The 22585-nt window shown below is 69.3% G+C and carries 26 protein-coding genes, 1 tRNA gene and 1 pseudogene; 15 read left to right on the forward strand and 13 right to left on the reverse strand.

Annotated features, from left to right (window positions below; translation table 11 throughout):
• Positions 1 to 30: 30 nt before the first annotated feature.
• Together BM085_RS22200 and mscL are read left to right on the forward strand one after the other, a co-directional pair.
• The gene (locus BM085_RS22200; protein WP_245789534.1) at positions 31 to 636 is read left to right on the forward strand and encodes an RcpC/CpaB family pilus assembly protein; all 606 of its coding nucleotides are present in this window, start codon (positions 31 to 33) and stop codon (positions 634 to 636) included.
• Positions 637 to 730: 94 nt separating this feature from the next.
• Positions 731 to 1135 (forward strand): large conductance mechanosensitive channel protein MscL, encoded by a 405-nt coding sequence (gene mscL / locus BM085_RS22205; RefSeq protein WP_093888863.1) that lies wholly within the window; start codon positions 731 to 733, stop codon positions 1133 to 1135.
• A 40-nt stretch (positions 1136 to 1175) separates the two neighbouring features.
• On the opposite strand, the gene BM085_RS22210 is transcribed toward mscL, so the two are convergent.
• Complete coding sequence (locus BM085_RS22210) at positions 1176 to 2162, reverse strand: M15 family metallopeptidase (protein WP_245789535.1); 987 nt, start codon at positions 2160 to 2162, stop codon at positions 1176 to 1178.
• A gap of 1107 nt (positions 2163 to 3269) precedes the next feature.
• Between BM085_RS22210 and BM085_RS22215 the strand changes: the two genes are divergently transcribed.
• The 3 genes from BM085_RS22215 to BM085_RS46055 all read left to right on the forward strand — a co-directional run bounded on the left by BM085_RS22215 (position 3270) and on the right by BM085_RS46055 (position 4240).
• Positions 3270 to 3342: transfer RNA gene (locus BM085_RS22215), tRNA-Arg, on the forward strand.
• 250 nt (positions 3343 to 3592) lie between these two features.
• Positions 3593 to 3763, forward strand: a complete 171-nt coding sequence (locus tag BM085_RS46050) for an HAD family hydrolase (RefSeq protein WP_245789536.1) — start codon at positions 3593 to 3595, stop codon at positions 3761 to 3763.
• 114 nt (positions 3764 to 3877) lie between these two features.
• Positions 3878 to 4240 carry an HAD family hydrolase gene (locus BM085_RS46055; protein WP_245789537.1) on the forward strand — a complete coding sequence of 121 codons (363 nt, stop codon included), beginning with the start codon at positions 3878 to 3880 and terminating at the stop codon, positions 4238 to 4240.
• A gap of 111 nt (positions 4241 to 4351) precedes the next feature.
• On the opposite strand, the gene BM085_RS22225 is transcribed toward BM085_RS46055, so the two are convergent.
• From BM085_RS22225 to BM085_RS22235, 3 genes are read right to left on the reverse strand one after another with little or no spacing between them, the layout of a single operon-like run.
• Complete coding sequence (locus tag BM085_RS22225) at positions 4352 to 4816, reverse strand: VOC family protein (protein WP_093888864.1); 465 nt, start codon at positions 4814 to 4816, stop codon at positions 4352 to 4354.
• Positions 4813 to 5277: an SRPBCC family protein gene (locus BM085_RS22230; protein ID WP_245789539.1), complete on the reverse strand. Its 465-nt coding sequence runs from the start codon at positions 5275 to 5277 to the stop codon at positions 4813 to 4815. Before BM085_RS22230 ends, BM085_RS22225 begins: the two co-directional genes overlap by 4 nt.
• 41 nt (positions 5278 to 5318) lie before the next feature.
• On the reverse strand, positions 5319 to 5675 hold the full coding sequence (locus tag BM085_RS22235; protein WP_093888865.1) for an ArsR/SmtB family transcription factor: 357 nt from the start codon (positions 5673 to 5675) through the stop codon (positions 5319 to 5321).
• A 28-nt stretch (positions 5676 to 5703) separates the two neighbouring features.
• Here BM085_RS22235 and BM085_RS22240 point away from each other — a divergent pair, with 28 nt between their 5' ends.
• The 3 genes from BM085_RS22240 (at position 5704) to BM085_RS22250 (ending at position 7467) form a co-directional block, all read left to right on the forward strand.
• Positions 5704 to 6039, forward strand: a complete 336-nt coding sequence (locus tag BM085_RS22240) for an NUDIX hydrolase (protein WP_245789541.1) — start codon at positions 5704 to 5706, stop codon at positions 6037 to 6039.
• A 190-nt stretch (positions 6040 to 6229) separates the two neighbouring features.
• Positions 6230 to 6838 carry an RNA polymerase sigma factor gene (locus BM085_RS22245; protein ID WP_093888987.1) on the forward strand — a complete coding sequence of 203 codons (609 nt, stop codon included), beginning with the start codon at positions 6230 to 6232 and terminating at the stop codon, positions 6836 to 6838.
• Between the two features lie 95 nt (positions 6839 to 6933).
• Positions 6934 to 7467: a hypothetical protein gene (locus BM085_RS22250; protein WP_143121017.1), complete on the forward strand. Its 534-nt coding sequence runs from the start codon at positions 6934 to 6936 to the stop codon at positions 7465 to 7467.
• Between the two features lie 302 nt (positions 7468 to 7769).
• On the opposite strand, the gene BM085_RS46865 is transcribed toward BM085_RS22250, so the two are convergent.
• From BM085_RS46865 to BM085_RS22255, 3 genes are read right to left on the reverse strand one after another with little or no spacing between them, the layout of a single operon-like run.
• Positions 7770 to 7895, reverse strand: coding sequence for a hypothetical protein (locus BM085_RS46865; protein ID WP_281249864.1), 126 nt, complete (start codon positions 7893 to 7895; stop codon positions 7770 to 7772).
• The gene (locus BM085_RS44570; RefSeq protein WP_177245212.1) at positions 7892 to 8068 is read right to left on the reverse strand and encodes a hypothetical protein; all 177 of its coding nucleotides are present in this window, start codon (positions 8066 to 8068) and stop codon (positions 7892 to 7894) included. Before BM085_RS44570 ends, BM085_RS46865 begins: the two co-directional genes overlap by 4 nt.
• Complete coding sequence (locus tag BM085_RS22255) at positions 8065 to 8280, reverse strand: hypothetical protein (protein ID WP_093888867.1); 216 nt, start codon at positions 8278 to 8280, stop codon at positions 8065 to 8067. Before BM085_RS22255 ends, BM085_RS44570 begins: the two co-directional genes overlap by 4 nt.
• Positions 8281 to 8430: 150 nt before the next feature.
• Here BM085_RS22255 and BM085_RS22260 point away from each other — a divergent pair, with 150 nt between their 5' ends.
• Both BM085_RS22260 and BM085_RS22265 read left to right on the forward strand, forming a co-directional pair.
• Positions 8431 to 9171, forward strand: a complete 741-nt coding sequence (locus BM085_RS22260; protein WP_093888868.1) for a helix-turn-helix domain-containing protein — start codon at positions 8431 to 8433, stop codon at positions 9169 to 9171.
• A gap of 3 nt (positions 9172 to 9174) precedes the next feature.
• Complete coding sequence (locus BM085_RS22265; protein WP_093888869.1) at positions 9175 to 9642, forward strand: NUDIX hydrolase; 468 nt, start codon at positions 9175 to 9177, stop codon at positions 9640 to 9642.
• Positions 9643 to 9729: 87 nt separating this feature from the next.
• On the opposite strand, the gene BM085_RS22270 is transcribed toward BM085_RS22265, so the two are convergent.
• The 3 genes from BM085_RS22270 to BM085_RS22280 form a co-directional block, all read right to left on the reverse strand.
• On the reverse strand, positions 9730 to 10512 hold the full coding sequence (locus tag BM085_RS22270; protein ID WP_177245213.1) for a neutral zinc metallopeptidase: 783 nt from the start codon (positions 10510 to 10512) through the stop codon (positions 9730 to 9732).
• A gap of 334 nt (positions 10513 to 10846) precedes the next feature.
• Positions 10847 to 11170, reverse strand: a complete 324-nt coding sequence (locus tag BM085_RS22275; RefSeq protein ID WP_093888871.1) for a putative quinol monooxygenase — start codon at positions 11168 to 11170, stop codon at positions 10847 to 10849.
• Positions 11171 to 11461: 291 nt separating this feature from the next.
• Positions 11462 to 12559 carry an FUSC family protein gene (locus BM085_RS22280; protein ID WP_093888872.1) on the reverse strand — a complete coding sequence of 366 codons (1098 nt, stop codon included), beginning with the start codon at positions 12557 to 12559 and terminating at the stop codon, positions 11462 to 11464.
• Between the two features lie 480 nt (positions 12560 to 13039).
• Between BM085_RS22280 and BM085_RS22285 the strand changes: the two genes are divergently transcribed.
• The 4 genes from BM085_RS22285 to BM085_RS22300 all read left to right on the forward strand — a co-directional run bounded on the left by BM085_RS22285 (position 13040) and on the right by BM085_RS22300 (position 18482).
• A complete protein-coding gene (locus BM085_RS22285) occupies positions 13040 to 13906 on the forward strand; it encodes a S1 family peptidase (protein WP_218158799.1) in 867 nt (288 codons plus the stop codon).
• Positions 13907 to 14079: 173 nt separating this feature from the next.
• Positions 14080 to 15219 (forward strand): lytic transglycosylase domain-containing protein, encoded by a 1140-nt coding sequence (locus BM085_RS22290; protein WP_093888873.1) that lies wholly within the window; start codon positions 14080 to 14082, stop codon positions 15217 to 15219.
• Positions 15220 to 15524: 305 nt separating this feature from the next.
• A complete protein-coding gene (locus BM085_RS22295; RefSeq protein WP_093888874.1) occupies positions 15525 to 17306 on the forward strand; it encodes a hypothetical protein in 1782 nt (593 codons plus the stop codon).
• 27 nt (positions 17307 to 17333) lie between these two features.
• Positions 17334 to 18482: a serine/threonine-protein kinase gene (locus tag BM085_RS22300; RefSeq protein WP_093888875.1), complete on the forward strand. Its 1149-nt coding sequence runs from the start codon at positions 17334 to 17336 to the stop codon at positions 18480 to 18482.
• Positions 18483 to 18737: 255 nt separating this feature from the next.
• Here BM085_RS22300 and BM085_RS22305 read toward each other — a convergent pair whose 3' ends face one another.
• A complete protein-coding gene (locus BM085_RS22305) occupies positions 18738 to 19193 on the reverse strand; it encodes an HflX-like GTP-binding protein (protein ID WP_245789546.1) in 456 nt (151 codons plus the stop codon).
• A gap of 301 nt (positions 19194 to 19494) precedes the next feature.
• Here BM085_RS22305 and BM085_RS22310 point away from each other — a divergent pair, with 301 nt between their 5' ends.
• The gene (locus tag BM085_RS22310; RefSeq protein WP_093888877.1) at positions 19495 to 20931 is read left to right on the forward strand and encodes a serine hydrolase domain-containing protein; all 1437 of its coding nucleotides are present in this window, start codon (positions 19495 to 19497) and stop codon (positions 20929 to 20931) included.
• A gap of 8 nt (positions 20932 to 20939) precedes the next feature.
• Here BM085_RS22310 and BM085_RS22315 read toward each other — a convergent pair.
• Positions 20940 to 21473 (reverse strand): annotated as a pseudogene (locus BM085_RS22315) (LuxR C-terminal-related transcriptional regulator); the annotation flags it as partial.
• The gene (locus tag BM085_RS22320; RefSeq protein WP_245789548.1) at positions 21358 to 22458 is read right to left on the reverse strand and encodes a sensor histidine kinase; all 1101 of its coding nucleotides are present in this window, start codon (positions 22456 to 22458) and stop codon (positions 21358 to 21360) included. The pseudogene BM085_RS22315 and the gene BM085_RS22320, both read right to left, overlap by 116 nt.
• Positions 22459 to 22585: the final 127 nt, after the last annotated feature.

The following is a 22585-nucleotide window of genomic DNA, read 5'->3' on the forward strand; positions in this document are numbered from 1 at the left end:
CCGCCCGGCTCTCCCTTAATGGAGTCAGTCATGCGCGCCCTCCGCCGCCTCCTCGGCCGCCGTCACCGTCTCATCGCCACCGCTGTCGCCGCCCTGGCGATGGCGTGCGCCCTCATCGGGCTGAAGCCGGACACCGCGTCGGTGACCGTTCTCGCCGCGGCCAGGGACCTTCCGAGCGGAGCGCTGGAGGCCGCCGACCTGAAGCCGGTGGCCCTGCGGCCCGACACCGTCCCCGACGGCGCCGTGCGGCCCGGCACGGCGATCACGGGGAGAGTCCTGGCCGGTCCCATGCGACGCGGAGAACCCCTGACGGACGCCCGCCTCCTCGGCCCGAGCCTGCTGGCCGCCCACGGCCCGGGGACGGTCGCCACCCCGGTCCGCGTCGCCGATCCCGAGACCGCGCGCCTGCTGTCTCCCGGCGACGTCGTGGACGTCCTGGCCGCGCCCTCCACCTGGGAGGGCGCGGCCCCCGCCAGGACCGTGGCCGAAGACGTCACGGTCCTCACCACCCCGGACGGCGAGGCGGACCGAGGGGCGCTCATCGTGCTGGCCACCACCTCGGACCAGGCCATCGAACTGGCCTCGGCCCAGGCCGGCGGCCATCTGTCGATCACGATCAACCCTCACGGAAGGTGAGCGACCCATTTCTCAGGGTAATAAGATCCCGGTCACGTCGGACGCGCGTGCGGATGCGCGGACGGTGACCGGAAGCACGGAGCGAGGAGTGGCCATGTTGAGTGGGTTCAAGAAGTTCCTGATGCGCGGCAACGTGGTCGAGCTCGCCATCGCGGTGGTGATCGGCGCCGCCTTCACCGCCATCGTGAACTCGTTCGTCAAGGACATCCTCACCCCGCTGATAGCGGCGATCGGCGGCCAGCCCGACTTCTCCGGACTGACCCTGAGAATCGGAGCCGGCGAGATCAGGTACGGCCTCTTCCTCAACGCGCTGATCGCGTTCCTGATGGTGGCGGCCGTCATCTACTTCCTGGTCGTCCGCCCCTACGAGAAGATCTCCGCCCGGTTCGCCGCCCGGGAGGAAGCCACCCACCGGGAGTGCCCGGAGTGCCTCTCGGAGATCCCCTCGGCAGCCGTCCGCTGCGCCCAATGCACCGCATCGGTCACACCCGTGCGGTGAGGGCACCTGGATGTGTCGACCCGCAGCGCCCTGCGGGCTTCTAGAGCAGAGAGCCCAGCTCCGGGTCATACTCCCAGTGCCAGGGCTCGAACGGACTGACATAGGCCCACTTCGGGTGGAACCAGCCGAACTTCTTGCCGTTGGCCTCAAGCCAGTTGAACTGGGGCGACCGGAAACGCTCCACGCCCCCGCACAGGTCGACGGCGAGCCCCAGACCGTGGTTGCTGCGGCCGGGAATGGCGGCGAAGCCGGGCCGCCGGTAGTAGACCGACTGCTGCTCGGCCAGGTTCCGGTAGCTGTCGGTCAGGCACATGGGCCTGCCGAACTGCCTCTTGTAGGCCTCGTTGAGGCTGATGAACGCCAGCGCCGCGTCCCCGCGCAGCTCGTTGCCCCGCTGCTGGAGCGGGCACAGATACGCCTTGGGGATCAGCCCGTTGGCGAACTCGTTCGCCGACAACGCCTTGGTCGGAGCGCAGCCCGCGGCGGGCTGCCCGCCCTTGTCGACCTTCACGCCCAGCTTCACCAGGGCCTGGGTAAGCGATTTCACGATCTTGTCCGAACGCGCCCTGAGCGTCTCGATCTCGGCGCCCATCTGCGCCTCCGACAGCAGGTTGCTCGCCCGCAGCTCCTGTGCCTCGGTGGCCAGCCGCTCGCGCTCGGCCTGCAGGCGCCCGCCCTCCTGAAGGATCTGATCCCGCTCGGCCACGAGCTGGGAGACGTCCGCCATGGCCCGCAAGGCCGACGCGTTGGACGTGCCGGACAGGAAGGCGGCCACGTCGCTGCCCGCGGACTGCTGGTAGAGCTGCCCGACGATGTCCGACAGCGGCTGCCGTACCTGGGCGAAGGCCTTCTCCGCGACCTGCAGCTCGCGCAGCTTGGCGGTGAGCTCCTTCTGCGACGCCTGGATCTTGGCCCGCCGCTGCTCCAGGGCCTTCGTCGCGCCTTCCAGGTCCTTGGACGCCTTCTCCGCCTCACGACGCAGCTCGGTGAGGTTCACCGGCTCACGGAGCAGCCCGCTGGAAGTCACGGACCCACGCCCCGCCCCAGCCAGATTCGCCGCCCCATTGGGCGCCCCGGCCAGCTCCACCGACCCGATGGGCGCCCCGGCCGGATTCGCGGACTCGTGGCGCGACCCGGCGAGACGCACGGACCCGTTACGCAGCTCGGCAGGGCTCGCGGACTCACGGGTGGCGACGGGCTGGACCTCCGCCGACGCCCGCTGCGTGGCAGCGGCCCCCGGCAAAAGGGAAGTCATGGTCGCGACAACGGCGATCAGACCCGCTGATCGACGAGGTGGCACGTTCGACCCCTCCGTTTGCGAACTCGTGACCTGGGTCAGGCACGCACGCTACTACAGCTCGCTGAGTGTCCGGGCCAGACTCCCCGCAGCCGATATGCGTCGAACACCCCATTTTGCGATCCCCTCCCTCACGCCTCTCGCCGGGCTTGCTCCTTACAGACCTCCCACAGCCAGGTCTCCCGCCACTCCCCCGGGCAGCCGAACCCGGTCTCCGTCCGCGGCGCCGGCTGCGGCGACGCCCGCCGCACCGGAGGCGGATCGGACCGCCGGGGCACCACCTTCACCACAACCTCGGGGACGTCCACGGGAGCGACATCGGCCGTCGAACGGCGCACATCCGCCACGGCCGGAGGCGCCCAGCCCCCGTATGCCCGCTCGGAGCCGGAAGGGCGCCCGGGGCCCGCAGAACGATCGGAGCCGGAAGACGAGGGAGGAGGCGGCAGCAACCTCGGCTCGAACACCGCGTCCCGGGCAGGCGCCATCGCCACGGGCGCTCCAGTCCCCTTGCCCTCCCGAGATCCCAACCCGGCGACAACCCCCCGGAGGCCCCCGTCATACCCGGTAAGCTCAGCCACCAGGAGACCACCCGCCAGAAGCGCGGGCGCCAGCATCGCCCCGCACAGCACCAACGGCCGCAGCGCGCGATGCCCTCGGATCCGCTTCCGTCGCCGTTCGATCACGGAGCGTGACACTAGCCACGTCAAACCCATGATCCTCGACCGCTTGCCACCCTTTTACCGCAGCTCAGCGAAGCGATAACCCGCCCGCCGGCCATCACCCACCATCCGACCGCACACGCACTCGCCATTTTCGCTACTCTTACATGTAGCCCCTGCCTCCGTAGCTCAGGGGATAGAGCACCGCTCTCCTAAAGCGGGTGTCGCATGTTCGAATCATGCCGGGGGCACTCTTCTAACCAGCGATCATGCCTTTGACCTGGGGATGTTCTTCTTCTTGTTCCCCGGCTCTGTGTAGCCGTGTGCCACCGTAGGCAGCCGTATGTCAGCGGCTGTGGGGTGTGCGTGGGAAGGATCTTCGGGCGTTTCCGCAGGCCGTACCTCATCGGAGTGGGCAGGGCTGGACGATCCCACAGGACCCGATAGCGGCCGGGATGCGGCCAGGTAGAACGAAGCCAGCCCCGCCTAGGATCGGGCATCGTGCAACGACTGGCGCTCTTCGACCTGGACAACACGCTTATAGACCTCGACGGCGCGTTCCAGATCTGGGCCGAGGAGTTCGCCGAGACGCGGGCCCTGGGGCGCGAGGCCGCTGGCTGGTTGACCGCTCTCAATCGGGAGGGTCTCCCCCATCGTGAGGCGCCGGGGTAAGCGAACGCTTCGCCCTTCCTGATCCGGTCGAGGGGCTGTGGGCCGGCTACCGCAGACGCATGCCGTACCTCGTCCACTGCCGCCCGGAAGTGCTAACAGGACTATCCGATCTACGTGCTGCGGGATGGGTCGGTCGGGATCGTCACCAACGGGACGGCGGACAACCAACTCGGCAAGATCCAGCGAACAGGTCTGGCCCACGCCGTAGACGCCTACGCGCTCTCGGGCATCGAAGGTATTCGTAAGCCCGGCACGGGCCTGTTCGAGATCGCCGCCAGGCGATGCGGCGTAAATCTCCCCGACGGGGGCTGGATGGTCGGAGACCACCCCGTCGCGGACATCGGCGGAGGGCACGCAGCCGGTCTGCGCACGGTCTGGGTCGACCGCGGAGCCTGGCCCGGCCATGAGCATTCCCCGGATTACGTGGTCACCGACGTAATCCAGGCCATGGACATTTTGCGCGACGCCAACGAATGACTTCCTGGACAGGCCCCGAACGCTCTGTGGGATGTAGACAGCTTGGTCCTGATGCGTTCGGCCCCGGCTCATATATGATCTTGACCTACTTGGACAGCTTCACATGCGTCCTCAGACGCGCCAGGGCATGTGCTGGAGAGTCCAGGTGTTGCCGTCCGGGTCGGCGAAGCGAGCGTAGTAGACACCGCCCAGGTCCTCGACCGGACCCACGTCCGCACCGCGCTCGAGGAGTGCCTCACGGGCCTCCTCGATGTCACTCGCTACCAGATGCAGGCCGCGCAACGTGCCGACCGGCATGTCGAGGGACGGGATGCCCTCGGTCAGGGTGATCGAGCAGGCCGAGCCCGGCGGGGTGAGCTGAACCATTCGAACCCCGTCCGAGGGCCGCACGTCGACGTCCACGTGGAAGCCAAGGCGGTCGGCGTAGAAAGCCTTGGCCCGGTCGATGTCCGTGACGGGCACCGGGACGAGCTCGAGGAGAAGCACGCCGGGACGGATGGGCGGTCCCGTGAGGCTGTTCGGGGTATCGGCGATGTCGGCCGGGATTTCGGTCCGCGTGGGCTGGGTGTCGGTCATTGCAGCTCGCCTTTCAGGGTCATCTCGTTGAGCGTCTCGGCGAGACGGTCGTACGCCTCGCCCGCGCCGCGTTTCATGGGGGTACGGAGCACGCTGTCGCGGACCTCCCGCGAGGGGTAGCGCACCGTGGTGGTCATCGCGGTCCGGCCGTCCCACTCGTCGAAGACGGTAGTGACGAGGGCCTCACCTGCGTCCCAGCCGTCATGGACCTCGCTCTGGACCAGCCGGCCGGGCGCGTCGACCTCGCGGAACACCCCGCCGTGACCCAACTCGGCACCGTCCGGCCCGCGCGACACGAAGCGCCAGACACCGCCCGGACGCAAGTCGATCTCACAGACGACGAGGTGCCAGCCGCGCGCGCCGTGCCACCGCCGGAGCAACTCGGGCCGGGTGAACGCGTCGAAGACGAGCCGGCGGGGGGCGGCGAACGTCCTGGTGAGTACGAGGTCGGTGTCGGACACTGCCCGTACCGTCAGGCCTTCGGTCTGCTCCTGCCGCGGCATCATGGGCTTTCCCGTTCGACGGCGTTCGGTCCGCCGGACTCGAGTTCGCCGAGCAGGTCGTCCAGCCTCTGATAGCTCTCCTCCCAGTAGGAGCGGTAGTTCGCCAGCCAATCCATGGCGTCCTTGAGCGGGCCGGCCTCCAGACGGCGGGGCCTGCGCTGCGCGTCGCGTCCACGAGAGATCAGTCCGGCCCGCTCCAGAACCCGCAGGTGCTTGGAGATGCCCGGTTGGCTCATCGCAAACGGCGCGGCCAATTCGGTCACCGTGGCCTCGCCCTCCATCAGCCGGGCCAGGATCGCTCGCCTGGTCGGGTCGGCCAGCGCGGCGAACGTTGCGTCGAGAACGTCGGCAGCCATATTGATTACCCTTCGGTTTTATAACTAGATGGTTTTGTACCGTGCTGGATTCGGCCCTGTCAAGGACTTCAGTTCAGTACCCACGCCGGAAGAGACCGGGATCACCTGCGAGATCACCGGCCTGGTCGGCACCTGCACCGACCCCAGGTATGTGATCCTCTACACCTCCAACGGCGAGGCCCGCCAGGAGTTCTCCATCGTGCTCACCGGTCGCGCCGCCGAGGGCGAGCCGACATCAGGCGACGAATCCCGCGAAGTCCGCCGGGCGCCACGCGAGGAGGTCGAGACGCTGGCGGTGGACCGGTCAATGCGGCTGCGGATCGGCCACTTCCTGGCCGGTAGGGCTGTGCCGCACATCGGCTGATACCGCTGTCGGATCTTTGTGGTCATCGACGCCCCGGGATGTTGACCACGCGGCCATTCGGGTCGCGGACGAAGAACCGGCGGACTTCCCACTGCTCGTCCTGGAAGTTGTAGCCGTCACTGCCGCCGGGCTTCTTCTCTGTGCTTTTCGGGAACTCGGGTGGCGCTGTGGACAGTCCCTGTGTGTGGACATGTCAATACGTGCCCGGATACGTGACGGGGATACAGAGGCGTTCGAGCAGCTCTTCGATGAGTTCGCCCGATCGGTGTACGGCCATGCCTTCCGGCTGACGGGCAACTGGTCGACCGCCGAGGACGTGACGTCCCTGACCTTCCTGGAGGCCTGGCGGCTGCGGCACCGCATCGACGCCAACGACGGCTCCCTGCGGCCGTGGTTGCTGGGCATCGCCACCAACGTCGCGCGCAATACCCGGCGGGCCGCCCGCCGATACGACGACGCCCTGACCCGGATGCCCAGAAGCGAGGAGGTCCCGGACCTCGCCGACGAGGTGGCGGGGCGCATCGACGACGCCGAGCGGCTGGCTGCGATCCGGCGGGTCTACGGCAGGCTGCGCCGCCAGGAGCAGGAGGTGTTCGCGCTGGTCGTCGGGGCGGGCCTCGGCTACGCCGAGGCGGCCGAGGCGCTCGGCATCTCGGTGGGCACGGTCCGGTCCCGGCTGTCCCGGGCGCGAAGGAAACTGGAGAAGTTCGCGGCTGAAAGGGAACCGCCTCGGCCGTCACGACAGGTAAGAGGTGACCGCGCTACCGCGGTCCGGTTCACAAGGGAGGGGTACCGATGAACGCAGGCGAGCGAGAAGAGCTGGCCCGGTTGCTGCCGTTTCAGGTGGAGCCCGAACTCCCGCGGGACCGGCACCGACACCTCAAGGAGTTCGTGATGACCGAGATTCATCAGGACGCTCGACCCGCCAGGCCGAAGCGGCGGCTGCTACGCCCTGCTGTCTTGGCCCCGGTGCTGGCCGCCGCCGCTGCCGTGGCGATCGCCGCCCCGCTGGCCCTCGGCGCCGGTGAGGCCTATGCCATCTCCAAGAAGGACGACGGCACCATCCACATCACCATCAACGAGGCCAAGAACCCCGAGGAGCTGCAGGCGGCCCTGCGGGGCATGGGGCTCAACGCGGTCGTGGACTACATCCCCACGGGCAAGAGGTGCAGCCCGCAGCCCCGCAGCCAGAGCTTCCTGTCCAAGGAGGAGGCTCCTCTCGTCGTCTGGCCGAGCCAGGAGGAAGGCTTCACGATCGACCCCAAGGTCGTCAAGGACGGCCAGACCGCGGTGCTGGAGTTCAGCGTCTCCGAGAAGCCGGACCTGCAGGTCGCCGGCATCTGGGCGGGCGTCTCCACCGGCCCCGTGGCCGACTGCGAACTGGTCGACAGCACCGAGGCCCCGCTCGGCCCGCCCCGGGGCAACTGACCAACCCCCCTCCTCAACGTGCGGCAGACCGCCAGGCCATCCGACGGGGGCGCCTGCCGCACCTTGAGGAAGCCCTCAATGAAGAAGGCCCCGGGTCTGTGCCGGGGCCGAGACGAGCATCTGTGCCGATCATCCGTCGAGAGCGCTGCTGACCTTCCCGTTCATCCGTTCCCGCTGCCCTTCCATGCACTTGGCGTACACCCGGTGGAGGGCCTCCGCACTGTGCCCGGTTCGCTTGGCCGCCTCGGTGGCCGGTACGCCCGCGTTGAGCCAGGTCGCATCGTGTCCCTCCTTTCAGCAGGTCAGGCGTTGAGCAGCTCGTCCAGGTCGAAGGTGTTCATCTCGGTCGTGTGGACGCTCGCCGTAATCTCCGTCCAGGACGGGGCGAGGTGGAATCCCCGCTCGCCGAGCGCGAGTAGCGCGTTCATCCCCGCACGTGGCAGCCGGTGACCCGCCGGGCCAAGCCCGCCGCGCGACTCGGCGGGACGTCGGTCAAGCGCATCCGTCGGTCTTCCTGGCGCATTCCGACCAGAACGAGCACATAGCCGACGAGTACGGTCGCCCCGAGCACGAGGGCGATGATCAGCGGGATCGCGGTCACGTCCAGATCACCCCCGCCTCGGCGATGCCGTACGGGCGGTTGGCCGGACGCCGGGTCTGCCCGCTCCTCGTGGTCGTTCTGTGCTTGGCCGGCTGACGCCACCTCCAGCGGTCCCGCGCCCGGCACTCGCGGCAGAGGAACCGCCCCTGCTCCAGGGCCGCGCCGCACTCGCAGTCGGGCGTCTCGTCGATCGATCCGAAGTAGTTGATCACCGTCGTCTCTCCTCTCGTCGCGGCCGGTGGTGCCTTGCGGTACCGAGAATGCGCCGAAGAGGCGGGATGAGATCACTACAGGACGGGACATGTTCAGGACGTCCGGTCTACGATTGCCACGTCCCTGGACGTCCCCTCTGGGCAGGTGGAATGGCGAACGAGCGACTGCGCGCGGCCCTGCTCGAACGCGGGGCATCGGTGGCCGAACTGGCCGAGGCGATTGCGGTCGACCCGAAAACGGTGGAGCGGTGGATCACCAAGGACCGCACGCCGTACCGAAAGCACCGTTACGCAGTGGCTTCGTTCCTGGAGACGGACGAGAGCTACCTGTGGCCCGAGGCGCTGACGCCTCAGCAGGTGGCCGCCGCGTCCGAGAGTGAGATCGTCACTGTCTACCCGCATCGTTGGGCCGCCCCCAGGGACGCCTGGGGACGGCTGTTCACACAGGCCGAACGAGAGATCGGTGTGCTGGTCTACAGCGGCATCTTCATCGCTCAGGACACCGGCATCATGCGGACGTTCACAGCGAAGGCCAAGGCCGGCGTACGGGTGCGCATCCTGCTCGGTGACCCGGACGCGCTTGAGGGCGACCGGCGTGGGGCTGACGGAGGCGTCGGTGAGGGCATGGCCGCGCAGACCCGAATGGCTCTGACGCTCTACCGCCCGCTACGGCAGATCGACGGTGTGGAGATCCGGCTCCACCATACGATCCTGTACAACTCCATCTACCGCGGAGACGATCAGCTTCTCGTCAACACCCACATCTACGGCAAGTTCGCCGCCGACGCTCCGGTCATGCACCTGCGCAAGGTGCTGGGTGGAGACATGGTCTCGACCTACATGGAGAGTTTCGAAAACGTCTGGGCCGGCGCCACTCCCGCAGGGTCCTGAGCCATGGCCCGCCGGCTCGACTTCTGCGACGCCCCTGAGGCGCCCGCGCCCAACAGCCTCGTTCCCTCCGTCAATGTCGTGGTCGTCAACGATGCCGGAGACATCCTGATGATCTGCCGCACCGACAACGACAACTGGGCCGTGCCCGGCGGCGCGATCGACCTGGGCGAGTCCCTGCCTCAGGCGGCCGTCCGGGAGACGCTGGAGGAGACCGGCATCACCGGCCTGGTCGGCACCTACACCGACCCCCGCCACGTGATCCTCTACACCGGCAACGGTGAGCCCCGCCAGGAGTTCTCCACCGTGCTGACCGGCCGCGCGGTAGTCGGCGAGCCAACGCTGAGCGACGAGTCCCGCGAAGTCCGCTGGGTGCCTCGCGACGAGATCGGCTCGCTGACCATGGACCGGTCGATGCGCCTGCGCATCCGGCACTACCTGGCCGGTACGGCCGACGGTCCGTACATCGGATAACCCATCCACGTCCGGCACGGCGCCCGCGGAGCGAGAGCCGTGCCGTCGAACGGGAAAATGGCGGCGGCAGGATTCCGTCGCGGCAGGCTACGCGACCTTGCCAGACGGGGCGGTCCAGGTGTTGCACGACTTGGGGTTGCCGGTGGAGTAGCCCCGGTTGAACCAGTACGCCAGGTTGGCGCCCTTACCGAATATGTCGATCTTGCTCTTGTTCGCCCCGGTCTTCGCCAGCTCCGCCAGGCGTTTGGCGTCCTTGGCGGGGTAGCCGAGAGCGGGCCACAGGCTCTTGGCGGTCACTCCGCTGATGCACTGCGCCTGCAGGTTGTAGCGGCGAAGCTGTTCGGACATCTCAGTGCCGTCGTCGGCGTGCAGGGCGTTGTATGCCTCGCCGATGTCGACCATGTTCAGCACGTGCTCGCCGTACGCCGAGCTCAGCTGCGCGAAAATCTGAACGTCGTCGGACGCCTTGATCCAGTCGGAACGGATCTGCACGATGAAGTTGGCGTGGCGCCCGCAGTAGAAGACCGCTGATTTCTTCGGGCTCAGCGGCAGCCCACGGCAGTCCGTCTTGTGCGTGCCCTTCATCTCCACCAGGGTCGGGACGAACGGCAGGCTGGCTTCCTTGAGATAGGAACCCCAGGTGTCGTTCAGGCAGGAGATGACCGCGTTGACGTGCTTCGTGACCGAGGCCAGCGTCTTCCCCTTGGCGGGTTTCTCCGCACATGCCGCCTCGGGGAGCTTACCGACGGCGTAAAGAGAGTTGTTGGTCAAGTCCGGGGCATCGTTGACCGGATATGCGTAGGCACTGGTCGCACCGGAGGAGAGCAGGACGGATACCCCGACAGCCACCATGATCGCACGAATCTTCATGGCGATGAACATTAGGGCATATGCCTAGGAATAGTAGGCATTTTACATGCGTCCCCCTCTTCCCTTATCGCGGAAATGGGTAACTTGAGCTGCATCATCCCCGGGTCGCACTGATTCCACAGCAGGACGTTGTGGCCTACGCGCGTCATACGTATCTCTTGAGCAGCACAGCCTCATGGAGATGGGCAGGGAAGTGATTTCTAGCGCTGTTTTAACGCGGCTGCCCCATGTGCATCCCGCGTGGCCAGTACGGCGGAGCGAAGATCCGCCAGGCGGCCGAGGGCCGCGGCTATCAGCAAAGCAGGCCGAGTCCACAGGGCCGTACATCGGCTGGCTAGGCCGGTGTCAGTTCCGCCATCTGCGACCAGCCGTCGCCGGGCACCTCGACGTTGATGATCTCCGGCGTCTCCGCGATCACCTCGGGCATCCACGCCATGGCGGTCTTGAAGTGCTCGGAGCCCACGTGGGCCTCGCCCGCCGCGGATGAGGCGAACGCCTCAAGCAGGACGAACTGGTTGGGCGTCTCGACGCTCCTGGACCACTCGAAGAAGACGTTGCCCGGCTCCTTCCGGGTGGCCCGGGTGAAGTCGTCAACGAGCGAGAGCCACTCCTCGCTGCGGTCGGGGCGGACGGTGAACTTGACGGCAATGAAGATCATGAGTTGGTTTCTTTCGCTGTGCTGAAGGGTGCGTGCTCTCCACGTGCGGGTGCCAAGCGCGGGTGCCACGTGCGGGTGCCGCGCCGGGCAGGCACGCGGCGCCATGACCACGATAAGTGAGAGCCCGTCGGCCGGCCGTCAGGGCCCTGGGCCCGGCCTGCCGTCAGCGGCCGTCCCGGCCATCTGGCAGAGCACCGTCAGCCGGCGCGGCCCGCACCGCCCGCACAGCTTCGAATCATGCCGGGGGCACTCTTCTTAACGGATCTGGCGAGTCTTCGGGCTGTTCGGGCCTCAGCCGCGCGTGCTCTCCTCGCTCGGCTCGTTCAGCGGGGTCAGCGCGGCCGAGGCCGCGTCGTGGTCCATCCCGGTCGCCTCGAGCAGATCGACGGCGATGGAGCGCAGCTGCGCGATGATGACGTTCGCGGAGAAGCCCAGGTTCTTAGGTCGCTCCCGCGCGGCGACGGCGAGCAACGCCTGCCTGGCCAGCATCGGTTCGCGCCCGGCCCCCAGTTCGAGCTGGAGCAGCAGCGCCGCCTCCGAGACCTCGCGCAGCAACTCGGCCAGCGCGGCCGGTGGCGGGCTGGCCTCACCCAGCGCCGCGAGCGTGCGGCGGACCAGCACCCGCGCGTTGCGCAGCGCCAGATCCACCGGTACGGCGGCGGTCTCGTACCTGGTCAGTCTGGCCCGGTGATGCCGGCGCAGCGGCGAGATCATGATGATCTCCTTGCTGTTCTCCAGCGCCGCCTCGAACTCCTCGACCGCCGTCTGGGTCCTGCGTCCGCCCTCCAGGGCCTCGGCGGCCAGATCCATATCGCCTTTCTCGATCGCCTCCGCCGCCTGCTCCAGCACGGTGGAGAAGGCGTCGAGCACGCCGGACAGATGCTTGCCCGCGATGGTGAGCGGGCTGGCGGGCAGCAAAGCGACCGCGGCGATGCCGATGACGCCGCCGGTGAGCGCGTCGGCCATCCGGTCCAGCCCGCCGACGTCCTCGCCCGGCACCAGCATGGCGACCAGCACCGCGGACGACCCGACCTGCGACACGAACAGCTCACCGCTGTTCAGCAGCCCCGCGAGGGTCATCGCCAGCGCGATCACGAGTGCCATCTGCCAGGGGCCCGAGCCGATCCAGGACACCAGCAGGTCGCCGATGCCCACGCCCAGACTGACGCCGACCACCAGCTCGGCCACCCTGCGCAACCGCCGCCCGGCCCCCACACCCACGCAGATCATCACGGAGATGGGCGCGAAGAGGGGGTGGGTGTGGCCGAGCAGATGAACGGCGACGATCCAGGCCAGCGCGGCACCCACGGCGCACTGCGCGATGGATGGCGCGATGAGGCCAAACGTGCCCAGCCGCTTCCCAACTTGATCACTGAGCCACGTTCGCACCCCTCCACGATGGCGGATCTCTATGACATTGGGATCACATTTGCCCTGAATTCTTCTGATTCGGACCATTCGGCGAAGGCCGGGGAGACCACGGCCTCCTGTCCGTCGGCACCGGTGGCCCGGGGCTCGGCGTGTGCTCTCTGAGGGATCGTGTGCAGCCGCAGGCCGATGGCGGTGCGCGTGGTCCCGGCCGGTCTGGCTCATCGACGTCGGTTCCGAGAGAAGTCGCAGGTAGCCTGGTGTGGCTGCGTGTCGAGCCGGTGGGTGCCTCTGGCCCGACCACCGTGGAACCGTCCGGCTCGCCGCTGCCGGAAGTCCGCGGTGCGGGCCGGTGGGTGAGCTGGGCCAGTACGGCTGCCACCCGTCGAGCCCGCCGCCGAAGAACCGCGATCGAATCGCGGAACATTCAAGGTGTCTCCCCAGCCGCACCTCTCAACTGATGGGAGATCTGTGTTCAGGGCAACTGGCAGACGATCAGCGGTGCTCGCCGCCCTCATGGCCACCGGGCTCGCACTGACCACCGCCACGACGGCCGCCGCGGCCACAGCCCGCTCAGCGGGCACAGGCCACCTCTCCATCATCGGTGGGAGGGCCGCGACGGAGCCCTACTCGTTCATGGTCTCCTTCCAACTGCGAGGGCTGCCCGGCCACCACTGCGGCGGTTCCCTCATCGCCCCGGACTGGGTTGTCACCGCCGCCCACTGCAAGGGACTCATGAAGCCCGGCAGGACGCAGGTACGGGTCGGCTCTCTCGACCGCGGCAAGGGCGGAGCTCTCACCGGTGTGAAGCGTGTCATCATCCATCCCGGCCCCGACGGACGCGGCCGGAGCGGGAGGTTCAAGGACGACATCGCGCTGGTCCAGCTTGACCGGCGGGTAGACCTCGAACCCATCCGCGTCGCCGACGCCCCCGGCCGGGTAGGCGAGCCGAGCCGCGTCATCGGCTGGGGCATGGCATGCGAGGACAGGAACGATCCGACCTGTAAGAACGGTCCCCGGCGGTTGCAGGAACTCGACACCGTACGCGTGCCCGACAACCGGTGCGCTTCCCTCAACCGCGGCAGCGAGCTGTGCACCGGCGAGCAGCACGGGCGTGCGGCCAGCGCCTGCAACGGCGACTCCGGAGGTCCGCAGATCCGCAGGGTGGGCGGCCGGTGGGAGCTGATCGGAGCCACCTCGCGCGATGGCGACGACGTGGATGACCGCATGGACGGCGGCGCCGGCTGCTCCACCAACCCCAATGGTGAGCCGGGGGTCGGCATCTGGACCGACGTGACCCACTACCGCTCCTGGATCACCGACACCGTCGGGGAACAGGTGCCCGCGGAGCTTCACAGCGCCTCCTGAGCACGCGTCGGACCGTGCGGTCGCCGATCAGCTTGATCTCCAACCTGTGCGTTCGTCCAGCCGCATGAGGGTTCTGGCGTCCGAGGGATCGGTCGGCGGCCGGGGACCGTCCCCGCGCCGCCGGCACCCGGGAAAACGGCCTCGGAGGTCGCCGCTCGGGTACGTTGGGGCCGATGAACGATCAGCAGGCGGGAATCGCACGACCGGAGCACGGCCACCGGCCGGGCGGGCAGACGATGCCCGCGGAGCCGGACGCCTCGGGTGCCAGGCCACCGGACGGCCGCACAGACCGGATGCGGCGCACAGACCGGCTGCCGCGCGCAGACCGACTACTGCGCGCAGGACGGCTGCGTGGAAGGCCGATGGTCGCCTCGCTCGTCGGCCTGGCCGTTGCGATCTCCGGCTGCGCCGCCTCATCGAGCGCCACCTCGCCGAGCGCCGCCGTACCGGCCGCTGCCGGCCAGACGGCGACCCGGCCCGCCGCGGAGCAGTCGGGGACGCCGTCGGCGGAGCAGCCCGCGTCCCAGACACCCGCGGGCCAGGTGCCCGACCTGCCCGCCCCGGACGTGGCGATCCCCACCGACCCGTCGCGGCTGGCCCGTTCCCTGACCAGCACCACCGCACAGCTCCGGCGCGCCGTCGACGACTGGGTGCGCGACGGCGACCCCGGCAAGGGCCAACCCCCTGAGCCGGTGGTGCTGCTGGCCCTGCACCAGCAGCGCGTCTACCGCTACCTGGTCCGCAACCCGAAGGTCGCCTCCCGCACCTACGCCAAGCTGCCCAAGGCCCTGGCCGGGCCGGCGAAGGACAACGTGACAGCCGGCCGGAACCTGCGCTCTCTCGTCCGGCCCATCAGCGGGGCGGCGAAGTTCCGCGTCCAGCCGCCCGAGCCCGCGGACGTCCTGCTGGGCCACTTCCGGCGTGCCGAGCGCAAGTTCGGCGTGGAGTGGGAGGTGCTGGCGGCGGTGATGTTCGTCGAGACCAAGTTCGGCCGCGTGCGGTCGCCGAGCCACACCGGGGCCAAGGGTCCCATGCAGTTCATGCCGGGAACGTGGGCCGCCTACGGCATGGGCGGTGACATCCAGGACAGCCGCGACGCCCTGCTCGCCGCGGCCAACTACCTGCACGCCTCGGGGGCGCCGCGCGACTACCGGCGCGCGTTGTACGCCTACAACCACTCCCAGGCGTACGTCGACGCGGTGCTGCTGCACGCCCGCCAGATCAAGCAGGACATCAGGAACTACTACGCCTACTACAGCTGGCAGGTGTTCGTGGTCACCACCCGCGGCGACCGCCGCCTGACCGGCCCCTGACCTCACGAACCGGCCCTCACGAACCGGCCCTCACGACCCTGACCGCACGACCCGCCGCCACTCCGTCTCCTCCCCCTTGACCGTCGTGTGCGGACGCGCCGATGGCTTCTCCAGGCTGCCGATCTGAGCGGAAGCGCCGCTCGGGAGAGACGGCGTCGGCGAGCATGGGGGGTTCCTCATGCTCGCCATCTTGCAGGCGGATACGGCGCCAGCTATGAATAAGGCGTCTCATGTCATGTTTTCCGACTGTTCAAAAGCCTCGCGACGTGCGGTCGTTTCCCCGGCGGTGAAGACCAGGAGAGTGCGTGACCACGGACAGAGATGACCTCGCGGCGGCGGTGGAGCGGACCGTGAAGTCCTCCATGCAGCCGCTGACCCTGAGCTGGACAGCGCACAACACCGGAGTCATGGACAAGCTGAAGTCGATGACGAAGTCCACCGAGGATCTCGGCAAACAGGTCACGCAGTTGCAGGAGGGCCAGGCGCTTCTGGCCAAGGAGCTCAAGGCTGTCGCCCAGTCGGTGAACGACCTGCGCGCGCAGGTGGAGCTCAACGCCGGCAGAGCCGAGGCGTGGGCCGAGCTGCACCGGCTGACGGCCGAGATGAAGGAGGAGTTCGCCTCCCGGAACCACGCGCGCCGGCTCGCGAGGAGCCTGATCACCGAGCTCGTCGCCGCCGCGGTCCGCGATCGCACGCTGGCCTCGGAGACGGTACGGCAGGCGGTGAGCACGCAGATGCTCAGCAACGGGGAGTACTGGCTCGGCCCCGCCGTGGTCGCCGTCGCCGCGGAACTGCTGGAGGAGGAGGAGCTGCGCAACCAGGCGTGGAGCCTGGCGACGGCCGCGGACAAGAGCCGGAGCACGCTGTTCCTCGCCCTTGTGCATTCCCTGCGCGGAGACGAGGAGACGGCCGCCCGGAGCATGAGCCGCTACCTGGAATCGCTCAATCCCCGTGCGCTCGGCGGCGAGTTCTTCCACGTGCTGAACGCCCTGGCGGAGGAGGAGCTCGGAGAGAAGGCCCTGACCTACGCCAAGGAGAGGTTGAGCAGATGGGCGGAGGAGATCGAGTCATTGACGGACGCGACGAGTCCCGCCTACAGCTCCCAGCGTGACGCATGCCGCCGGCAGCTCCTCGCCTATCACGCTCCGCTGCCCGACCGGGACTACCCCCGGCTCCGGCAGCTGGCCGACGGGCAGTGGCAGCGCATCGAAGACGGCTGGAGACAGGCCACCGCGTGCGGGACCGTGGCCACGCATTTCCGCAGCCGCTTCGCCGCCGTCGAGAGCGGGCCCCGCTCCGAGTACGACCACATCCGGCATGCGATCGAGGCGCTCATCAAGCACCCGGGCCCCGACGAACTGGAATACCTCAGATCCATCCGCCAGGCGGAGCTCGTGGTCGAGAGCGGCGGCAACGGCAGGGGCGCACAGGCGGCCTCCGAGCTGAACGACCCCCTCTCCGAGACGATCGACCTGCCGACCCTGCTGACCCGTGCCGCGTTCGCCCCCGAGAAGTGCGGGATCGGTGAGCGGGCCCAGCGTCTCGCGCTCGGCTACGCCGGCGGATGGATCATCGCCGCCGGCCAGTCCGTCGCGGCGCAGGCGACCGAGCACCGGCCGGCGCGCGTGCAGGTCACGCAGGTACGGTGGCCGGACTGGCGATGCGAGATCGACGCGGAGACGCCCGAGGGGAACCAGGCCGATCGGCTGGCCGACGACCTGTGCACGCACATCGAGAGAGCGGCGGAGCAGGTCCGGTACGACACCGTCCGGCTTGGTTTCGGAGGGGTCGGCCTGGCGGCCGCACTGCTCTCCTTCCCCGTCGCCGACGGGGCGGTCGCGTGGATGTTCCTGCTTTTCGGCCTCCTCAGCGTCATATGGGCGTTGCCGGAGCTCGGCCGCGTGCCGAGGGAGCGGAAACGGATCAGCGAACAGACGCAGCAGGAGAAGCGCCGGGCGCGGGACAGCCTGCGCGGAGCGGTCGAGGAGAGCGCCGTTCTCCTCGAGAGATGGAACACCGCCACCGCCGCCGGGCTCCGCGAACTCCAGGAATGCCTCGCGGATCTCCGATCGGACAAGTACCGCTGAGCGACCACGCCACGACGAGGGGAACCCATGGAAGCCGGCACGGTGCTGGGAGGCAGGTACGAACTCCTCCGCCAGGCGGGAGAGGGCGGACAGGGACTGCTGTGGCAGGCGCGTGATCGGGAGACCGGCGGCCACGTCGCGGCCAAGCTGCTCCTCATGGACGATGTGAAGCGGTACGAGCGGGAGATCCGAGCGCTGCGCCTGCTGTCGCCCAGCGACCGGATCGCCGCCATCCACGACGCCGCCGACCATGACGGCCGCCCTTACCTCATCATGGGATGGATCGAGGGCGACTCGCTGCAGGAGGTGCTGCGCCGCGAGCCCTTACCCCGGCTGGAGCGGGTTCTGCACTGGACCGGGCAGATCTGCGAGGGACTCGCTCACGCTCACCGGGAGGGCGTCTTCCACCGCGACGTCAAACCGGCCAACATCATGGTCTCCCCCGAGGGAGACGTCACGCTCGTCGACTTCGGCATCGCCCGGTTCGTCGACTCGACGTTCACCGCGTTTCCCGAGGACCGCCGCCCCATCGGCTCGTACGCCTACCTGGCTCCCGAGAGATGGCACGAGCACCCGGGCGACCGTCTGAGCGACCTGTACGCGCTCGGGTGCGTGCTCTACGAGATGCTCGCCGGGCAGCCCCCGTTCGGATTCGCGTGGCGCTACACGGACTGGACGCGCCTGCGGGACAAGCACCTTCACACCTCTCCGGTCCCCCTGGCCCAGCACCGCTCCGGCATCCCCGAGGTGCTGGACCGGCTCACCGTCCGCCTGCTCGCCAAGTCTCCGGCCGAACGGCCCGGCGACGCGCAAGAGGTGATCAAGCAGATCTCCAGGCTCATCCACCCTCCCACGCCCCAGGTCGGCGACGGCTCCGGGGGCGGCGACACTCCTACGGCCGTGGGCCCCTACGTGGATCCGGGCTTCATCGAGCGGCTGCGCACCGCCGACGTGCGGATTCAGCGGCTGAACACCTTCCCCGGTCCGGACGCCCCCGCCACGTTGGAGGCCCAGGCGGAGCGGGCCGAGCTCATCGGGCTGTCGGGTGACGTGACGGGAGCCATACGGGAGTACGACAGGATCGAGAAGCTCTACAAGCGCGTACACGGCCCCCGTCACCCGCTGACCCTGGCCATCCTCAACGCGGGGATCCGCTGGACGTTCGCCAGGAAGTGAGCCGGGAAGCGACCGGACGTCCGCCGGGAAATGAACGGACATCCGCCGCGCGGGTCAGGCCTCCACCGTGCTCCTCGGCGCCCCTGCGGCCACAGCGTGCTCCTCGGCGCTCGGCGTCCCTGCGGCCACACCGCGGCGGGCAGGCTCCGCCGGTCGCCCGTCCTTCGGACGGCTCATCGGACGGCTCGGTCGCCTGTCCTTCGGACGGCTCATCGGACGGCTCGGTCGCGTGCGTACCTGGCCGGTCGGCGTCGCCTACCCGCTCTCCGAAGGCGGCGGTCGCAGGTCGGCAGCGCTGAGCACCGGGCAGCCGAGGATCTCTGCGAGGACGTTCCGCTGATGGTCCGTCAGCGGATTGAGGAAGACGACCGCGCCGGCGCCGGTCTCCTCACGAGCGCGGGCGATCTCGCGCGCCTTGCCCGCGCTGACCAGCGTGCGGGAGGAGTAGGGACGATCCATCGCCTTCACCCCGCCGTCGGAGACGCCCCGGCGCTGCACGGAGCGTCCCACCACCCGGGCGCCGAGGGCCGTCACCGCGTCGGCGAGCTCGTCCATCAGCGCGGCGTACCGCTTCTGCCTGGCGGAGAAGTAACCGACGACGAGGACCTCCACACCGGCCAGCCCCACAGGCGGGGGGTGGCGTCGTCCCTTCAGCGGGCGGGTGTCCCGTACGGGACGACGGCCCCGCCGCAGACGTCGATGCGGCTTCACGCTCGACCACGGTAGCGGCCCCACAACCGGCGCTCACCCCGTAACGCGGTCATCACCGGGAGATGGATCCCTCCGGCCGTCGACCGAGCGTACTGCCGTACGCCATGGACGCCATGGACGCCATGGACGCCATGGACGCCGAGGACGCCGAGGACGCCGAGGACGCCGAGGACGCCGACAAGGTTCGCGCCGCTGGGCGGCCGGGGATGTCGGAGTGGCGGGATGACTGGCGGTTTTCCGTGGGAAATACGGAGGAATCTCGCAATGGTCCCGGACAAGGCCGCATAGCTAGCTTCGACGAATGCTCAGAACCACTCTTGCCGCGATCTGCTTCGCGGCACTCCCGCTGGCCGGCGCCATCCCGTCCGGCCACGTCACTCCCCCACCGTCCGGCACCGTCACCCCCGCGGTCGTCGACGCGTTCGTCGCGGAGTACCGCGAGAAGACGGGGTTGCCCGGGGCGGCGGTGGCGATCACCAAGGGGACGGAGGTCGTCCACGCCGCGGGGTACGGCGAGACGGCTTCGGGCGATCCCGTGACGGCGGACACTCCCATGGCCGTCGCGTCGGTCAGCAAGTCCTTCACCTCCCTGGCCGTCATGCAGCTGGTGGAGAAGGGCAAGGTCGCGCTCGACCGGCCGGTCCGCGGCTACCTGCCCGAGTTCACGATGGCGGACCCCCGGGCGGAGAGGATCACCGTACGGCAGTTGCTCAACCAGACGTCCGGCATGGCCGACTCGACCTTCCGCGAGAAAAGCCTGCCCCAGCCCAGCACGCTGGAAGGCGCCGTGGCACGGCTCAGGACGGCGCGGCTCGCCGCGGACCCGGGGACCGTCTTCGAATACCACAACACGAACTACCAGGTCGCCGCGCGGCTCGTCGAGGTGGTGAGCGGCGAGCCGTTCGCGGGCTATCTCCGGACGCATGTGTTCGCACCGCTCGGCATGCGCAACAGCACGACCATCGACACCGATCGGGACCTGCCGGACAGCGCGCGCGGCCACCTCTACATCCTCGGCCAGGCGGTCGCCCTGCCGGAGCCGACCGGGTTCGGCAACGGGTCAGGCGGGGTGCTCAGCAGCGCGAACGACATGGCACGGTGGCTGATCGCGCAGAACAACGGCATCCTCTCCCCCGAGAGCGTCACGGAGATGCGCACCCCCTCGGAACAGGACGAGGAGTACGCCCTCGGCTGGTCGGTCGGCAAGACCGAGCGCGGCACCCCTGTCGTGCGGCATGACGGGGATCTGTTCACCTCCACCGCCGGGCAACTGCTGATGCCGGAGTCCAAGTACGGCGTCGCGGTGATGGCGAACACCGGTACGGCCTTCGCCGACAGCGGCGCCCTCATGGACGCCCTGGTCGCCATGATCGAGGGAGGGACGCCGGAGCCCCCCTCCTCGCCCTACCTCGTCACCGACCTCGTGTTCGCGCTGATGACCCTGGTGACCATCGGACTGGCGGCGCGCGGGGTGGCCCGCTCCCGGCGGTGGGCCGCCCGCCGTACGGGATGGCAGCGGTTGCGGCTGCTGCCCTGGCTGGCGCCGCTCGCACTGTGTGCGACGGTCGTCCCGATCTTCCGGGTCCTCGCCCGGGGGAGCGACATCATGTGGATCCAGGTGGTCTACCTCTACCCGACCTTCATGATCTGGCTGGTGACGGCCACCGTCGCGGGCCTGGCGCTGATAGTCGCGCGGCTCATTCACGGCAGCGGTCGCGCGGCTCACCCGTCGCGGTAACCGCGCGCTCATCCGTTGAGGTAGCGGAGGACCGCCAGGACCCGGCGGCTGTAGCCCGGCGTGCGGGCGAGGCCGAGCTTGTCGAAGACGGCGTTGACGTGCTTCTCCACCGTGCTCTGCGACACGTGCAGCCGTTCGGCGATCGCGGTGTTGACCAGCCCCTGGGCCAGGTGTTCGAGAACGGCTCGCTCGCGGGCGGACAGCGTGCTCAGCGGGGTGCGGGCGAGCAGCCGCCTGACCACGTCGGGGTCGAGCACCGTGCCGCCGGAGCCGATCCTCTCCAGGGAGTCCAGGAATTCGGCCACCTCCGACACCCGGTCCTTGAGCAGGTAGCCGAGGCCTTCCGAGGGACCGGCGAGCAGCTTGGCGCCGTAGGTCTGCTCGACGTACTGCGACAGCACGAGCACCCCGACGCCCGGCCACCGGTCACGGATCTCCAGTGCGGCCCGCAGCCCCTCGTCGGTGTGCGAGGGCGGCATGCGCACGTCGACGACCGCCACGTCCGGCTGTTGGGCGGCCACGGCGTCCCGGAGAGGCGCCGCCACATCCGTCGTCGGAGATCGTCACGATCACCTCCCCCTCCTCGGCTCGCAGATCGACTGTGATCGTACGGGCTCCGGCGTGCTTGTTCGCGTTGGTGATGGCCTCCCTGGCCACGAAGTAGACGGCCGTCTCGATCTCCGGCGCGAGCCGGCCGGGGAGCGCGTGGCCGACGGTCACCGGTACGGCGGAGCGCTCCGCCACCTCCGTCAGCGCGGTGCGCAGCCCCAGCGTGTCGAGGGCGGTGGGGTAGACCTGCCACGCCACGCTGCGCAGCTCGTCGAGGAGCAGCCGGGATTCCGCGTACGCCTCGTCGATCAGGGCGGGGTCGGCGGTGTGCCGCACCCGTCCCAGCAGCATCGCCAGCGCCACGCCCCGCTGCTGGACCCCGTCGTGCAGGTCGCGTTCGATCCGCCGGCGCTCGTCGTCGACGGCTCGAACGATGCCGGAGCGGGAGGCGGTCAGTTCGGCGATCCGGCGTGCCATGGCCTCGTTCCGGTCGGGGCCCGCGAAGCGGTCGGCCAGGCGGCGTTCCATGCCGATCAGCGCGACGCTCCACGCGACGGACAGCACCAGCGTGATCAGTCCGAGGACGATGCCGTAAACCCAGCTACTGCCCGTCAGCCGCACTCCGGGGAACTCAAGCGGGATCAGGTCCGTGTCGCCCGAGACGAGCTGCCCGGCTCCGCCGTACAGGAAGAGGGCGGCCACGAACAGGCCCGCGACGGCGAGGTAGCCGCCCAGCAGCCCGAGGAGGCCCCGCAGGAGGAGGTAGTCGCGCCCGGCGCGGCCCCTGCCGGGGTGGTGGTCGTACCAGGCGGCCAGCCGCGTGCGCTCCAGCTCGACCAGGGCGGCCGTCACCTTTCTCGCGCGCCCGTCGCCGACCGCCCAGGCGACGCAGGTCCAGCCCAGCCCGGCCAGACCGGTCGGCATCCCCGCGAGCAGGCCGACGGCACGCCGGAAGGGCATCGTGGCTGCTCGGCGCATGCCTGGAGTGTAGCCAGCGCGCCGAGCACCGAGATCGCCCGGTCACGGCGTCCGGTACGGCCTGCGCGGTTTCGGTCCTCCGCGATCGGCCGGCCCGCCCGCCGTAACCGGGCTTCTCATCTCAGTA

It is taken from the genome of Streptosporangium canum (assembly GCF_900113865.1).
GTDB classification, from domain to species: Bacteria; Actinomycetota; Actinomycetes; order Streptosporangiales; family Streptosporangiaceae; genus Streptosporangium; species Streptosporangium canum.

Excerpts from the sequence above, each read along its gene's own strand:
- BM085_RS22200 (WP_245789534.1), top strand. The coding sequence starts at position 31 with ATGCGCGCCCTCCGCCGCCTCCTCGGCCGCCGTCACCGTCTCATCGCC.
- mscL (WP_093888863.1), top strand. The coding sequence starts at position 731 with ATGTTGAGTGGGTTCAAGAAGTTCCTGATGCGCGGCAACGTGGTCGAG.
- BM085_RS22225 (WP_093888864.1), bottom strand. The coding sequence starts at position 4,816 with ATGACCGACACCCAGCCCACGCGGACCGAAATCCCGGCCGACATCGCC.
- BM085_RS22235 (WP_093888865.1), bottom strand. The coding sequence starts at position 5,675 with ATGGCTGCCGACGTTCTCGACGCAACGTTCGCCGCGCTGGCCGACCCG.
- BM085_RS22240 (WP_245789541.1), top strand. The coding sequence starts at position 5,704 with ATGGTTTTGTACCGTGCTGGATTCGGCCCTGTCAAGGACTTCAGTTCA.
- BM085_RS22245 (WP_093888987.1), top strand. The coding sequence starts at position 6,230 with ATGTCAATACGTGCCCGGATACGTGACGGGGATACAGAGGCGTTCGAG.
- BM085_RS22250 (WP_143121017.1), top strand. The coding sequence starts at position 6,934 with ATGACCGAGATTCATCAGGACGCTCGACCCGCCAGGCCGAAGCGGCGG.
- BM085_RS46865 (WP_281249864.1), bottom strand. The coding sequence starts at position 7,895 with ATGAACGCGCTACTCGCGCTCGGCGAGCGGGGATTCCACCTCGCCCCG.
- BM085_RS22260 (WP_093888868.1), top strand. The coding sequence starts at position 8,431 with ATGGCGAACGAGCGACTGCGCGCGGCCCTGCTCGAACGCGGGGCATCG.
- BM085_RS22265 (WP_093888869.1), top strand. The coding sequence starts at position 9,175 with ATGGCCCGCCGGCTCGACTTCTGCGACGCCCCTGAGGCGCCCGCGCCC.
- BM085_RS22270 (WP_177245213.1), bottom strand. The coding sequence starts at position 10,512 with ATGAAGATTCGTGCGATCATGGTGGCTGTCGGGGTATCCGTCCTGCTC.
- BM085_RS22275 (WP_093888871.1), bottom strand. The coding sequence starts at position 11,170 with ATGATCTTCATTGCCGTCAAGTTCACCGTCCGCCCCGACCGCAGCGAG.
- BM085_RS22290 (WP_093888873.1), top strand. The coding sequence starts at position 14,080 with ATGAACGATCAGCAGGCGGGAATCGCACGACCGGAGCACGGCCACCGG.
- BM085_RS22300 (WP_093888875.1), top strand. The coding sequence starts at position 17,334 with ATGGAAGCCGGCACGGTGCTGGGAGGCAGGTACGAACTCCTCCGCCAG.
- BM085_RS22310 (WP_093888877.1), top strand. The coding sequence starts at position 19,495 with ATGCTCAGAACCACTCTTGCCGCGATCTGCTTCGCGGCACTCCCGCTG.
- BM085_RS22320 (WP_245789548.1), bottom strand. The coding sequence starts at position 22,458 with ATGCGCCGAGCAGCCACGATGCCCTTCCGGCGTGCCGTCGGCCTGCTC.